A 12,287-nucleotide genomic window follows, 5' to 3' on the forward strand; every position below is an offset into this window, starting at 1 on the left:
AGACAACCCACAGACACTCCTCCTCCCTCCTATGGGACGCGAGAGGCGCCCGGGACCGACGGGACGTCTGCGCACGGGGTTTTGAGGAGAGAACCATTGATCCGTGCCCGGCGAATATGTGTGACCGCCGTGGCGGTACTGGCGGCTCTGGCGGGCTCGCCAGGACTGGCACAGGCTCAACAGCCTTCCCAAGCGGGCCCGTTGAGCGCGACGAACGACAACGGACTTCCGCCGGGGTGGCGGATCGACGGAAAGCGCGGGGCGCGTGAGCTGGTCTGGCGCGCGCCGAAGGCCGTGCCCATGGGGGACGCGCGCGTCGAGTTCCGTACCGGGGACCGGCTGCTCGGCGTGCCGAGACCCGCGAAGGACGGGCGGACCTTCCGGCTCGCCCTCGACAAGGCCGCGTCGACGGAACTGACGGACCTGCAGGTCACCGCCGCGGGACGCCGGTTGGACGCGGCGGCCGACGAGCCGCGCGCGTCCGACGCGCGCGGCGTGCGGCTCCCCGCACAGGCACCGGCGAACGGGGTCGACCCCGGGAAGCCCGGCTCGTACCGCACGGTCAGCGGCCAGTACGACCTCGCCCCCGTGCGCCTGCCGGGGTTCGCCGCCCCGGTCGAGATGCGTGCCCAGGTGGTGGCGCCGAAGGGTGCCACCGGCAGCCGGCCGCTCGCGCTGTTCCTGCACGGCCGTCACGCGACCTGCTACAAGCCGGGCAGCGAGGGCGACGTGACCATCGACTGGCCCTGTGCGGACGGCTACAAGCCGATCCCCAGCGACAAGGGCTACCTGCGCGACCAGAAACTCCTGGCCTCGCAGGGCTATGTGACGGTGTCGATCTCGGCCAACGGCATCAACGCCCAGGACTGGCAGGCCGAGGACGCCGGCGCGCAGGCGCGTTCCTCGCTGGTACGGCAGCACCTCGCCCGCTGGGCCGACTGGACCGCGCACCGCTCCACCGCCCCGGCCGTCGTACGCCAGGCGGCCAAGGCGGACCTCTCCCGGGTCCTGCTCGTCGGCCACTCGCGCGGCGGTGAGGGCGTCAACCGGGCCGCCATGGACAGCCTCTACCCGCCGCCCGCCGCCGAGGACGGCTACCGGGGGCCGGTGCGCTGGAAGGTGCGCGGGACCGTGCTCGTCGGACCGACGATCTTCGGCCAGAATCCGGTCGCCGACGTGCCGTCGGTGACCCTGCTGCCGGGCTGCGACGGCGATGTGTCGGACCTCCAGGGCGAGGAGTTCGTCGACGGCACGCGCGGCGTCAGCCGGGGTAGCGCGCTGCACAGCGCGGTCTACATGGTCGGCGCCAACCACAACTACTTCAACAGCGAGTGGACCCCGGGTGAGGCCGAGGCCCCGGCCGAGGACGACTTCGGGACCGACCCCGAGGAGCAGCCCGACCCGGTCTGCTCGCCGGGTGCCGCGACCCGGCTGACCGCCGCCCAGCAGCACAAGGCGGGCTCCACCTACATCGCCGCGGCCGCCCGGCTGTTCGTCGCCGACGACGACCGGGTGCTTCCGCTGCTCGACGGTTCCGGCAGGCGGGCCCCGTCCGCCGACCCGGCGCGGGTGCTCACCCACGCGGTCGGCGGCCACCGGAGCGGCGGCTTCCTGCCGAACGCCGGGGCCAAGGTGACCGGCGCCCGGCTGTGTTCGGCGATCGACCCGAACCCGGCCGTGGCCTGTCTGGACCCGGAGACCCCCGGCTCGTCCCCGCACTTCGCGTCGTGGGAGACGGAGAAGGAGACCGGCCGCGGCGCGGTCGACCTGAAGTGGTCCGCACCGGGCACGGCTGCACGCGTCACCCCCACCAAGCCGCTCTCCCTGCACGGCTCCAAGAAGCTCGCGCTGCGGGTCTTCGTACCGCCGAACACGACCGGCACGAAGTTCGACGTGTCCGTCACCGACTCCTCGAACCGCCGGGTGAAGCTGGGCCGGGTCGAGATGGCGGGCCTGCCGGGCTCCGCGCGCACCGCGTCCTACTGGGCGCAGGAACTGCGCGTCCCGCTCACGGCGGCGACCCGGGCCGGGCTCGATCTCCGGCACGTCAAGTCCCTTGAGCTGACGCCCCGTTCGCGGTCCGGGCGGGCCTGGCTGATGGACGCCTGGGGCTGGGCGCCGGGCACTCCCGCGGTCAAGGCGGCCGCACTCCCCCGCGTCGACGTGGGCCGCACGATCGTCAAGGAAGGCGACTCCGGCACCCGTACCTACCGCGTCCCGGTGAAGATCTCCGGGCACGGCAGCGGCCAGGTCCGCGTGTACGTCCTCGACCCCGACAGCGGCCGGTCCAAGAGCAAGCTGGTGACGGTGCGCCCCGGCAGCCACGCGATCGACGTACCGGTCGAGGTCAAGGGCGACACCACCTACGGCGACGACGTGGAGCACGACATCGCCGTCAAGGCCGTGCACAACTCCGTCGTCGGTCAGCACCGGGGCGGGGTCACCGTCGAGAACGACGATCCCGCACCGGTGATCACCCTGTCGCCGGTCGCGGACCGGGTCACCGAGGGAGAGACGCTGACCTGGCGGCTGTCCATCGACGCGCCGACGGCGGTGGACCTCTGGGAGCCGGTACGGGTGCTTCCGGTCACCGAGGGCACCGAACTGTCCACCAAGGACGTGGACCCGCAGTGGCTCCAGGAGTGGTCCGGTGACGTGCCCGACCCCGAGCGGCCGCTGTCCGACGCGAGCCTGTGGGTGTGGCTGAACATCCCGCCCGGGAGCACCGGCGTGGACTTCGTCGTGCCGACGGTCCAGGACCAGGTGGCCGAGTCGGCCGAGTCGATGCGCGTCGCGCTGACCGACCGGAACGCCGAGCCGCTGCCCGACAGGCCGGTGCTGACGGGGACGGTGCTCGACCGGCCGTGAGCACGACGCCGTACGGCGCCAGGTGAGCAGTCCCTAGTGCGGGGTCCGGTGTGTCCGGGCCCCGCACGTCACAAGGTCACGCGGATCCCGACGGTCCCGTCCGTCCCGCGGCGCAGCCTGCTGCCGAGGAGCGAGAGCCGACCGAGGATGCCGTACTTCCGGGCCAGGAGCTGCCGGTAGCGGGCGGTGGTCGCCGCGTCGCAGATCTCCGCCGTGGCCGGGATCTGATCGCCGGTCGGGTTGCCCCGCAGGTCGCAGGGGCCGACGAGGACGTCCGCGCGGGCCCGGATCCGTTTCACCTTCCAGGCGTCGGCGGCCGACCACACGCCGAGCGCGTCCCCGTCGCGGACCACCCACACGGGGGTGGCGACCGGCGTACCGTTCTTGCGGAAGCTGGTGAGCAGCAGGTACTTGCCCGCACCGAGCCGCTCCAGCGGCGTGTCGTCCATGACGGAAGTCTAGGCAACGCGTGCCAACAGGATGCGTGCGGTGCGCGGCCCCCTCCGGTCGCTGAGGCGTGACGGCCTCTCGGCTCCTGTGGGACGCGTTGTTCGGCGCCGATGCTCTCGCCCTCGGCGGTCAGGACGGCTGGACCTGGTCGAACTGGGCGATGGCTTCGGCGGGGTCGGGGCTCACGAGGCGTTCCAGACCGGCCGTCGTGATCTTCGCCCATCTGCCGGCCCGTGCCCACATGCGTTCCTCGAAGACGCGGACGGCGTTGTCCGGATCATCGAGGCCGGTGGCGAGGGACTCGGCGAGTTCGGCGCCTTCCAGCATGGCGAGGTTCGCGCCCGCCCCCAGGGGAGGCATCAGATGGGCGGCGTCGCCCAGCAGCGTCACCCCGGGCACATGGGCCCAGGTGTGGGAGACGGGCAGGGCGTAGAAGGGGCGGTGGACGAAAGTGGTGCCGTGGCGGAGGAGTTCGAGGACGGGAGCGGCCCAGCCGTCGAACAGGGCCAGCAGGCTTGACCTCACGGCCTCGACGTCCGCCCGGTCCAGGTCCGTGTGCCAGTCGACCGGTGCGCGGAACTTGGCGTACACCTTGACGTGGCCACCGCTGTTGCGCTGGGCGACGAGGGAGCGGTTCACGCCATACACGGCCAGGGAACCGTCGCCGATCAGCCGGGCGAGGTCGGGGTGGCGGGTGTCGACGTCGTCCAGGGAGGTCTCGACCGAGGTGACGCCGGTGTAGTGCGGGGTCGCGGACGAGACCGCCGGGCGGACCCGGGACCAGGCGCCGTCCGCGCCGACCACGAGGTCGAACGTCTCCTGCCGCCCGTCCTCGAAATGAACCTGTACGCCGTCCCGGGTCCCTGGCACCACCCGTGCCACGCCCCGGCCCCACTGGACGTCGAGAGGGCCGAGCAGCAGGTCCCTCAGTTGCCCGCGGTCGATCTCGGGATTGGCCCGCTCGTCCGGGCGGGGTCGCCAGTCGCGCAGGACGGTCCCGTCCGTGTCCAAGATCCGCATGGCCTGCCCCTCGGGGCGGGACAGTGCCTCGAACTCCGCTGCCAGCCCCGCCTTGTCCAGCGCGAGTTGGCCCAGCCCCTCCTGCAGGTCCAGAGTGCCGCCCGGAGGGCGTGCGTCGGGGCCGGGATCGCGTTCCAGCACGGTGACGGGGTGACCGAGGCGGTGCAGGACACGGGCGAAGGTGAGTCCGCCCGGGCCGCCTCCGACTACGGCGATACGATGTCTCATGTCGATACACTGTATTGGCCTCATAGGATGTACCGCAACGGAACGGAACGGGCGTGACCATGACTGAACGGGTGTGACCATGACTGTGTGGGACCGGCCGGAGCCGCCGGCTCGCCCCGTGCCGCTCGACCGGGAACGGATCGTCGCCGCCGCCGTCGCGCTGGCCGACGAGGGTGGCCTGGAGGCGGTGTCCTTGCGCAAGGTCGCCGCCCGGCTGAACGCCGGCCCGATGCGGCTGTACGGATACATCTCCACCAAGGAGGAGCTGTTCGACCTCATGGTGGACGAGGTCCAGGCCGAGATCCTCCCCGAGGAGCAGCCCGGTGACTGGCGGGAGGCGCTGCACGTCCTCGCCCACCGCACCAGGCAGGCCGCTCTACGTCACGAATGGCTGGCCGACCTGCTCGGCCGCCGCCCGAGCCTGGGCCCGAACGGCCTCGCCGTGACCGAGGCCACGCTGGCCGCCCTCGACGGCCTTGCCGACATCGACACCGTCATGCGCGCGGTGGAAACCGTCAGCGCCTACTTCACGGGCGCGATCAGGCGCGAGATCGCGAACCTGCGCGCCGAGCGTGCCACGGGCCTGTCCAAGCGCGACTGGCAGCGCGCCTCCGGCCCCCATGTGACGAGGATGCTGGCCACGGGGCGCTTCCCGGCGCTGTCGAAGGCCGTTCACGACGGTACGGACGTGGACGCCGAGACCTCCTTCGCGACCGGCCTGGACTGGATCCTCGACGCCGTGGCCGCCAGACTCACGCCATGAGCGGGGGCGCGATGAGCCCGGACCGCTGTCCATGGCGAGGCCACCGCCGGTGAACTGCCGAGGCGGTCACCGTAGACACGGCCAGGGCCACTGCGTCACCGCCCTGCCGGCGACCCACTGGCGACTCCTCCGCCCACCGCACAGTTGCGGTCCGGAGCATGGCCCGCCGTGAGGCGCGAACCGCCCCCGGCCGGACAGGGGCACCGGCTCGGCGGCGGCCGCCGTACTGGGCCGTACCGCGGGATCGTGGCCCCAGTCTGCGGAGACCCGGCCAACTCGCTTCTGCACATGGCAAACCGTTTCCTGCGGACCACTTCCCAAGTGGCAGGCCCGCATGACTGGTCGGACAATGGAGTTGGGCTCAGCCGAGGGCTTACTGCTACGCCTCGGTGCCCGTCACGCGTTTCCGCGAACCACCCTTCAGGCCGGGCAACTGTCTGCCACTTCTTCCCTTCGGCCCAGCAGCTCGGCACAGCTCTGCACGGAGGTGTATCCGATGACGTCCCGAACCAAGTGGGATGTGTACTGCCCGGAGGAAGACCTCAACGTTGTCATGCTCTTCCCCACCAAGGAGGCCGCCGCCCAGGCCGCAGCCGAACACAACGCTGAATTCACTCCACGGCACACGGCCCACTGGGCGGTGCACACGCCTAGCCCCGAGGACCCGCCGCACCTTACTGAAGGTCAACGCGAAGCGTTCAAGCAGAACGAGGCCGACTTCGCCGAGTTGGAGAATCACAGCCGTTCGGTACGCGAGGCTGCCGACGCCCGCCTGCGTGACGCGGATTACGATCCCGGCGGCCCTCTGTACTGCTACGTCTGCACATGCAGCCAATTCCTGTCACCGGACAACGACGGCGGTCTTGACGCTCGGTGTCAGCGGGAATTCTGTCAGCACACATCGATGCAGCATGCCTGACCAACTCCCGGACCTGTGAGGCGTCTTACCCGAAGAGAGAGCGGGCCTGGTCGTCCGGCTCACCGGCCTACGCCCCTTTGACAGGTCCCGGAAGACAACGGGCCCCGGCGCCTCAGCAAGATCCCGTCGTACACGAACCCCCGCCGTCGTGAACGCCCCCGCCCCCGGCCGCGTATGCAAGGAGGGCGCTCAACGACCGGAGGGCCCCGCGGTGCAGACACCGCTTGTTCGGGTTCGGGAGCCATGCATGAGGCACGCACGACGACGGGTCGTCCGGCGAGTGACACGGCTGGCGGCAGTCGGCGGACTCCTCCTGGGAGGTGTGATGGTCACGCGGGCCGTCGCGAGCGAGCCTCCCGCGGCCACCGCCGTGCCGCACACCTACGCCATGAAGGCGGGCCAGACGGGGGCGGAGCTCGTGTCGCGGCTCGGCACCTCCCGTACCGCGGGCACCTGGATCGGTGCCGACGGCAAGGCGGTCGTCGCGGTCACCGACGAGCAGGCTGCCGCCGAGGTGCGCAGGGCGGGTGCGAAGGCGAAGGTCGTCGGGCACAGCATGGACGAGCTCAAGTCGGCGGCGAAGACGCTGCGTTCGGCGCCCCGGGTCGCCGGGACCGCCTGGTCCATGGACTACCGGACCAACGAGGTGGTGGTGCAGGGCGACAGCACCGTCTCGGCGTCCGACTGGGCCGCGATGACGAAGGTCGCGGACGGCATCGGCGGCTTCGTCCGGATGGAGCGCACCGAGGGCACCTTCACCCCCCGCCTGAACGGGGCGCAGCCGATCCTGTCGACCGGCGGACGCTGTTCGGCGGGCTTCAACGTGACCAACGGCCAGAGCGACTTCATCCTCACGGCGGGACACTGCGGTCCCACCGGTTCGACCTGGTTCGCGGACACCGGAGGCACCAACCAACTCGGCAAGACGGTCGCCCAGAGCTTCCCGGGCAACGACTTCTCGCTGGTGCAGTACGCCGACGGGAAGGCGGGCGACGGCGCCGGCGTCGTGTTCATCGGCAACGGCAAGGGCGTGCAGATCACCGGCGCGGGCGATCCGTCCATCGGGCAGCGGGTGTTCCGCAGCGGCAGCACGAGCGGGCTGCGGGACGGTCAGGTGACGGGCGTCAACTCGACGGTGAACTACCCGGAGGGCACGGTCACCGGGCTGATCGAGACCAACGTGTGCGCGGAGCCCGGGGACAGCGGTGGTCCGATGTTCTCCGAGGGGATCGCACTGGGCATCACCTCGGGCGGCAGCGGTGACTGCACCCAGGGCGGTACGACGTTCTTCCAGCCCGTGACGAAGGCCCTGACGGAGCTCGGCATGCAGTTGATCGTGTCGAACCCGGCCGCCGCCGCGGGCGGGCCCTCACCCGCGCCGTCGGCCACCTCCGCGCAGGGCTCGGTCGCTCCCGGTGCCGCCTCGCCCGGCTCCGCGGCGGCGGTGCAGGGGGCGCAGGGCACGCCCCTGCTGAGCCGGCTCACGGACACCCGGAACGTCGGGCCCGGTCTGCTGGTCGTCGGGGGAAGCCTGATCGCGCTGGTGGCCACGCGGTACATCCGCTCGGAGCAGGACCGCAAGGCGTACCAGCGGTACTACTCGGCCACGTGGGGCTGAGACCCGGGGTCATCCCAGGCTGAGCAGAACCGTGGCCAACCCCGCTCCCGCGAGGCCCACCACCTGCTTCCGGCTCAGCCGCTCACCCAGGAGGGCGAGCCCGAGGATCACGGGGAGGGCCGGGTAGAGGGAGGCCAGGACGACGGCGACGGCCAGCAACTGCCGCTGGGCGGCGAGCAGATAGAGGATGAGTCCCAGGGCGGCGCCCGCTCCGACGAGGACCGCCTGGACGGCCCGCGCGGGCGGCAGGCGCAGCCGCAGAGGGTGACGTGCCGCCGCGGGCAGCAGCACGAGCACGGCGGCCGCCCGCCCCGCGGCCACCGGCCACAGTCCACTGGAGGCTCCGGCCTGGGCGAGGGCGATGTACTGGAGCGCGACGCCGGCACTGGCCAGCAGTCCGTCGGGAACACCCCCGCCGTCGTCCTCGCCGCCGCCGCAGACCATCCAGAGGGCGGGCGCCGAGAGGACGATCCCCAGCCAGGCCACGGCGGTCGGCCGGTCGCCGAGCATGACTCCGCACACCACGGAGAGGCCGACCCCGGTGACGGCGCTGACGGGGACGACGACGCTCATCGCGCCGTGACTGAGGCCGCGGTTGAGGAAGTGCATGGCGGCGCCGCTCCCGACACCGGAGAGCGCGCCCCACAGAAGGTCGACGGGCCGTACGGCGTCGGCGGGAAGGAGGAGCGCGGCGGTGGTCGCGAGCAGCAGGCCGCCGATCTGGCCCAGGAGGGTGACGGCGGCGAAGTGGGCGCGGCGGGACAGCAGACCGCCGGTGAAGTCGACGATGCCGTAGCAGACCGCCGAGGCCAGTGCGAGGAGAGGGCCCATTCCGTCAGGGGTGCCCAGGGTCGGGGCGGTGATGCCCCGCGGCGGTCGCCGGGGTCAGGCCGCCCGGACCGGCTGCGGAGCGGCGGCGGCCCACTCCAGGACGAGACGCTGGTATTCCTCGCGCTGCTCGCCGCTCAGTGTCCCGCCCGCCCGGCGCCACAGGGCCCGGATCTCCTCGTTGACCTCGTCGGCCGATCGATCGGTCACGGGTTCAACAGTGGTGGACATGGTGTGAATGATACGGCTCCGGAAGTGAAGGCGCCGTGAGTTAATCACACCAGAAAAGGACATACCGGACCGTGTTACTGATCACGTCCAGCTGTCAAGGGGTGTGGCCCGGTTCACACTTCGGCCGTCCCCAGGACCAGCACCTGGATCGCCAGCACCGCGGCCCCGCGGGCCCAGTCGTGAAAGTCGGACACTCTCGTCTCCAGGTCGATCGGGGTGGCCAGGGGGTGCCGGTGGGAGCGGACGGTGTCCTCCACGGTCTTGCCCGCGACGTCCATCAGCCCGACGCCCTCACCGGCGAGCATGATCTTCTGCGGCATGGCGAAGTTGGCGATCTGGGCGACCAGGACACCGAGGGCACGCCCGGCCTCGTCGATGACACGGGCCGGCATGGGGTCGCCCGCCGCGGCGAGGGCCAGGATCTCCTCGTAGGTGTGGTCGCGGCCGGTGGCGGCCTGCACTTGGTAGCGGATGTTGGGGATGGTGAGCAGGGAGACGGCGCTGCCGCGGTTGCCGTCGGGCGTGAGCGGCCCGTTGGGGTCGATGATCCAGTGCCGTCCGAAGCCCCGGTCCTCCTCGGCGTAGGGGACGCGCCGGCCGCCGAGGACCAGGCCGTAGCCGATGCCGGCGCCGATGGTGAGGACGACGAAGCGGTCGAGGCCGCGTCCGGCGCCGAACCAGGTCTCGGCCTCGACGAGGGCGGCGACGTCGTTCTCGACGACCACCGGCAATCCCGTGCGCTCCTCGACGAGTTCACCGAGGGGGACGTCCCGCCAGTGCAGGAACGGGGACTCGCCGACCACCGCACGCTCCTGGACGAAGCCGCCGACACCGATGCCGATACCGGCCAACCGCGGGTAGGCGCGGGCCAGTTCGCTCGTCATCTCCGCGAGCAGGTCGGCGACTTCGACGGGGTCGTGGCTGGCGAGGGGCCGGTCGTGGCGGGCGACGATCTCGCTCCGGAGCGTGGTGACGACGCCGTAGACCATGTCCTCGGTGATCTTGAAACCGATGAAGGACAGGGACTCGACGACCACGTCGAGGGGCTGCGACGGGCGCCCCTGGCGCACCTCGGCCGGGGTGCCCGCCTCGGGGACCTCGATCAGCAGGCCCGACTCGATGAGCGGCTTGGTCAGCCGGGTGAGGCTGCCCGCGGAGAGGTCGAGGCGGCGGGCGAGTTCGGTGCGCGACAGCGGGCCGTGGACGAGCACCTCGATCGCCACCGAGCGCTCACCGGCGCTCAGGGGTAGCCAGCTGGCGGCAACTGCGGTCATGGAGATCAGACTCCCACATGATTTCTTCCACCATAAAAGCAACGTGACCACATTATGGCCACGGAAGCGGTCCAGAAAAGATGTTTGCAGGGCTCTTGACGCCTGGATTCTTTCGCAGCAAAAGTAAGTGGCCGAGGACGAGCCACGCAGACGAGGGAGTCTCCCGATGACCATCGCCTCCAGCAGCCCTCCGTCGCGTCTGCCGCTCAGCGGCGCCGAAGGGGCACCGACCGAACCGAGCAGGGACCGGGACGCAGGCGGGTCGAGCGGGGGCGACGGGCGCCTGGCCGCGGTGTTCATCGCCCCGGCCCTGGTGGGCTTCGTGGTCTTCCTGCTCTGGCCGACGCTGCGGGGCGTCTATCTCAGCTTCACCCGCTTCAACCTGCTGACCCCGGCGGAGTGGGTGGGCCTCGCCAACTACGACCGGATGATCCACGACCCCATCTTCTGGGAGTCGCTGAAGGTCACCGTGGAGTACGTGGTCATCAACATCGGCGTCCAGACGGTGTCCGCCCTCGCCATCGCCGTGCTCCTCCAGCGCCTGACACAGTCCCCTCTGCTGCGCGGGATCGTGCTCACGCCGTATCTGATGTCGAACGTCGTCGCGGGTCTGGTCTGGCTGTGGATCCTCGACAACCAGCTCGGCATCGGCAACGAGATCATCGCCGGGCTCGGCTTCGACCGTATCCCTTTCCTCGCCGACGAGACCTGGGCGATCCCGACGATCGCCCTGATCAACGTGTGGCGGCACGTCGGCTACACCGCGCTGCTGCTGTTCGCCGGGCTCATGGCCATCCCGAACGACATGTACGAGGCGGCGAAGGTGGACGGCGCGAGCGAGTGGCGGATGTTCTGGCGGATCACGATGCCGTTGCTGCGTCCGGTGCTGGCGGTGGTCCTGATCATGACGGTGATCGGTTCGTTCCAGGTGTTCGACACGGTCGCGGTGACGACCGCGGGCGGCCCGGCGAACGCGACCAACGTGCTCCAGTTCTACATCTACCAATCGGCCTTCGGGCGCTTCCAGTTCGGCTACGCGTCCGCGATGTCCGTCGCCCTCCTGGTCGTACTGAGCGCGATCACCGTCCTGCAGTACCGGCTCACCCGGGCCGGCCAGACCGATCTCGGCTGACCCGGAAGGAGTCGACATGGCTGCCGTGACCACCACCAGGCCCACGACGACACGAGTACGGCCCACAGGGCGCCGCCCCCTCTCCCCCGGCCGCGTCCTGGCCTGGACGGCGATGGGCGCGATCGTGCTCGTGACCCTGCTGCCGTTCTACTGGATCCTGCGCACCGCGCTGTCCACCAACTCCGGGCTCGCCGCCCACGCTTCCGACCCGCTGCCGGTGGACCCGACCGGCACCGGATTCGCCCGCGCCCTGGGCCTTGAGTCCACGAAGGACGCCATCGCGCAGGGCGGCGCGGGCGGCGGGCTGAAGTTCTGGCGCTATCTGCTCAACTCGGTGATCGTCTCCACCCTGGTCACCGTCTGCCAGATCTTCTTCTCCGCGATGGCCGCGTACGCCTTCGCCCGACTGCGCTGGCGGGGCCGCGACCAGGTGTTCGCGCTGTTCCTCGCCGGGCTGATGGTGCCGACCATCTTCACGCTGCTGCCGAACTTCGTGCTCATCAAGGAACTCGGCCTGATCGACAACCTGTTGGGCATCGCCCTGCCGACGATGTTCATGACGCCGTTCGCGGTGTTCTTCCTGAGGCAGTTCTTCATGAACGTGCCCCGCGAGGTCGAGGAGGCCGCCCTGCTGGACGGCGCCGGGAAGGTGCGGATCTTCTTCCGGGTGCTGCTGCCGATGGCGTCCGCACCGGTCCTGACCCTGGCCGTGCTGACGTACATCACCTCCTGGAACGACTACTTCTGGCCGCTGATGGTGTCCTACAGCGACAGCTCACGCGTCCTGACCGTCGCGCTGGCCATCTTCCGGGCCCAGACCCCGCAGTCGGGTGTCGACTGGTCCGGTCTCATGGCGGCGACGCTCATCGCCGCGCTGCCGATGCTGGTGCTGTTCGGGTTCTTCGCGCGGCGCATCGTGTCCACCATCAGCTTCACCGGGATCAAGTGAGGGACTC

General features: G+C 70.8%; 11 protein-coding genes. 6 read left to right on the top strand and 5 right to left on the bottom strand.

Annotation, left to right across the window (positions count from 1 at the left end; translation table 11 throughout):
- Positions 1 to 120: 120 nt before the first annotated feature.
- Entirely contained in the window at positions 121 to 2,868 is a 2,748-nt protein-coding gene (locus tag ABZ098_RS28510) for a hypothetical protein (protein ID WP_356595875.1), read from the top strand.
- Between the two features lie 68 nt (positions 2,869 to 2,936).
- Here the strand turns inward: ABZ098_RS28510 and ABZ098_RS28515 are convergent, their stop codons facing one another.
- Both ABZ098_RS28515 and ABZ098_RS28520 read right to left on the bottom strand, forming a co-directional pair.
- Complete coding sequence (locus tag ABZ098_RS28515) at positions 2,937 to 3,317, bottom strand: PPOX class F420-dependent oxidoreductase (protein ID WP_356595877.1); 381 nt, start codon at positions 3,315 to 3,317, stop codon at positions 2,937 to 2,939.
- A gap of 130 nt (positions 3,318 to 3,447) precedes the next feature.
- The gene (locus ABZ098_RS28520) at positions 3,448 to 4,566 is read right to left on the bottom strand and encodes an NAD(P)/FAD-dependent oxidoreductase (protein WP_356595879.1); all 1,119 of its coding nucleotides are present in this window, start codon (positions 4,564 to 4,566) and stop codon (positions 3,448 to 3,450) included.
- Positions 4,567 to 4,645: 79 nt separating this feature from the next.
- On the opposite strand from ABZ098_RS28520, the gene ABZ098_RS28525 reads away from it, so the two are divergent.
- The 3 genes from ABZ098_RS28525 (at position 4,646) to ABZ098_RS28535 (ending at position 7,866) form a co-directional block, all read left to right on the top strand.
- The gene (locus ABZ098_RS28525) at positions 4,646 to 5,329 is read left to right on the top strand and encodes a TetR/AcrR family transcriptional regulator C-terminal domain-containing protein (protein ID WP_356595881.1); all 684 of its coding nucleotides are present in this window, start codon (positions 4,646 to 4,648) and stop codon (positions 5,327 to 5,329) included.
- A gap of 496 nt (positions 5,330 to 5,825) precedes the next feature.
- On the top strand, positions 5,826 to 6,248 hold the full coding sequence (locus tag ABZ098_RS28530) for a hypothetical protein (protein ID WP_356595883.1): 423 nt from the start codon (positions 5,826 to 5,828) through the stop codon (positions 6,246 to 6,248).
- Between the two features lie 247 nt (positions 6,249 to 6,495).
- The gene (locus ABZ098_RS28535; RefSeq protein ID WP_356595885.1) at positions 6,496 to 7,866 is read left to right on the top strand and encodes a S1 family peptidase; all 1,371 of its coding nucleotides are present in this window, start codon (positions 6,496 to 6,498) and stop codon (positions 7,864 to 7,866) included.
- A 9-nt stretch (positions 7,867 to 7,875) separates the two neighbouring features.
- Here ABZ098_RS28535 and ABZ098_RS28540 read toward each other — a convergent pair whose 3' ends face one another.
- The 3 genes from ABZ098_RS28540 to ABZ098_RS28550 all read right to left on the bottom strand — a co-directional run bounded on the left by ABZ098_RS28540 (position 7,876) and on the right by ABZ098_RS28550 (position 10,199).
- Complete coding sequence (locus ABZ098_RS28540; protein ID WP_356595887.1) at positions 7,876 to 8,697, bottom strand: EamA family transporter; 822 nt, start codon at positions 8,695 to 8,697, stop codon at positions 7,876 to 7,878.
- 54 nt (positions 8,698 to 8,751) lie between these two features.
- A complete protein-coding gene (locus tag ABZ098_RS28545; RefSeq protein ID WP_356596077.1) occupies positions 8,752 to 8,937 on the bottom strand; it encodes a hypothetical protein in 186 nt (61 codons plus the stop codon).
- Between the two features lie 101 nt (positions 8,938 to 9,038).
- Positions 9,039 to 10,199, bottom strand: a complete 1,161-nt coding sequence (locus ABZ098_RS28550) for an ROK family transcriptional regulator (RefSeq protein ID WP_356595889.1) — start codon at positions 10,197 to 10,199, stop codon at positions 9,039 to 9,041.
- Positions 10,200 to 10,365: 166 nt separating this feature from the next.
- Between ABZ098_RS28550 and ABZ098_RS28555 the strand changes: the two genes are divergently transcribed.
- Both ABZ098_RS28555 and ABZ098_RS28560 read left to right on the top strand, forming a co-directional pair.
- Positions 10,366 to 11,331, top strand: coding sequence for a sugar ABC transporter permease (locus tag ABZ098_RS28555; protein WP_356595891.1), 966 nt, complete (start codon positions 10,366 to 10,368; stop codon positions 11,329 to 11,331).
- Between the two features lie 16 nt (positions 11,332 to 11,347).
- Positions 11,348 to 12,280 (top strand): carbohydrate ABC transporter permease, encoded by a 933-nt coding sequence (locus tag ABZ098_RS28560; protein WP_356595892.1) that lies wholly within the window; start codon positions 11,348 to 11,350, stop codon positions 12,278 to 12,280.
- Positions 12,281 to 12,287 lie beyond the last annotated feature (7 nt).

Source organism: Streptomyces sp. NPDC006335, from assembly GCF_040612795.1.
Lineage (GTDB): Bacteria > Actinomycetota > Actinomycetes > Streptomycetales > Streptomycetaceae > Streptomyces.

Excerpts from the sequence above, each read along its gene's own strand:
- ABZ098_RS28515 (WP_356595877.1), bottom strand. The coding sequence starts at position 3,317 with ATGGACGACACGCCGCTGGAGCGGCTCGGTGCGGGCAAGTACCTGCTG.
- ABZ098_RS28535 (WP_356595885.1), top strand. The coding sequence starts at position 6,496 with ATGAGGCACGCACGACGACGGGTCGTCCGGCGAGTGACACGGCTGGCG.
- ABZ098_RS28550 (WP_356595889.1), bottom strand. The coding sequence starts at position 10,199 with ATGACCGCAGTTGCCGCCAGCTGGCTACCCCTGAGCGCCGGTGAGCGC.
- ABZ098_RS28530 (WP_356595883.1), top strand. The coding sequence starts at position 5,826 with ATGACGTCCCGAACCAAGTGGGATGTGTACTGCCCGGAGGAAGACCTC.
- ABZ098_RS28555 (WP_356595891.1), top strand. The coding sequence starts at position 10,366 with ATGACCATCGCCTCCAGCAGCCCTCCGTCGCGTCTGCCGCTCAGCGGC.
- ABZ098_RS28560 (WP_356595892.1), top strand. The coding sequence starts at position 11,348 with ATGGCTGCCGTGACCACCACCAGGCCCACGACGACACGAGTACGGCCC.
- ABZ098_RS28525 (WP_356595881.1), top strand. The coding sequence starts at position 4,646 with ATGACTGTGTGGGACCGGCCGGAGCCGCCGGCTCGCCCCGTGCCGCTC.
- ABZ098_RS28540 (WP_356595887.1), bottom strand. The coding sequence starts at position 8,697 with ATGGGCCCTCTCCTCGCACTGGCCTCGGCGGTCTGCTACGGCATCGTC.
- ABZ098_RS28520 (WP_356595879.1), bottom strand. The coding sequence starts at position 4,566 with ATGAGACATCGTATCGCCGTAGTCGGAGGCGGCCCGGGCGGACTCACC.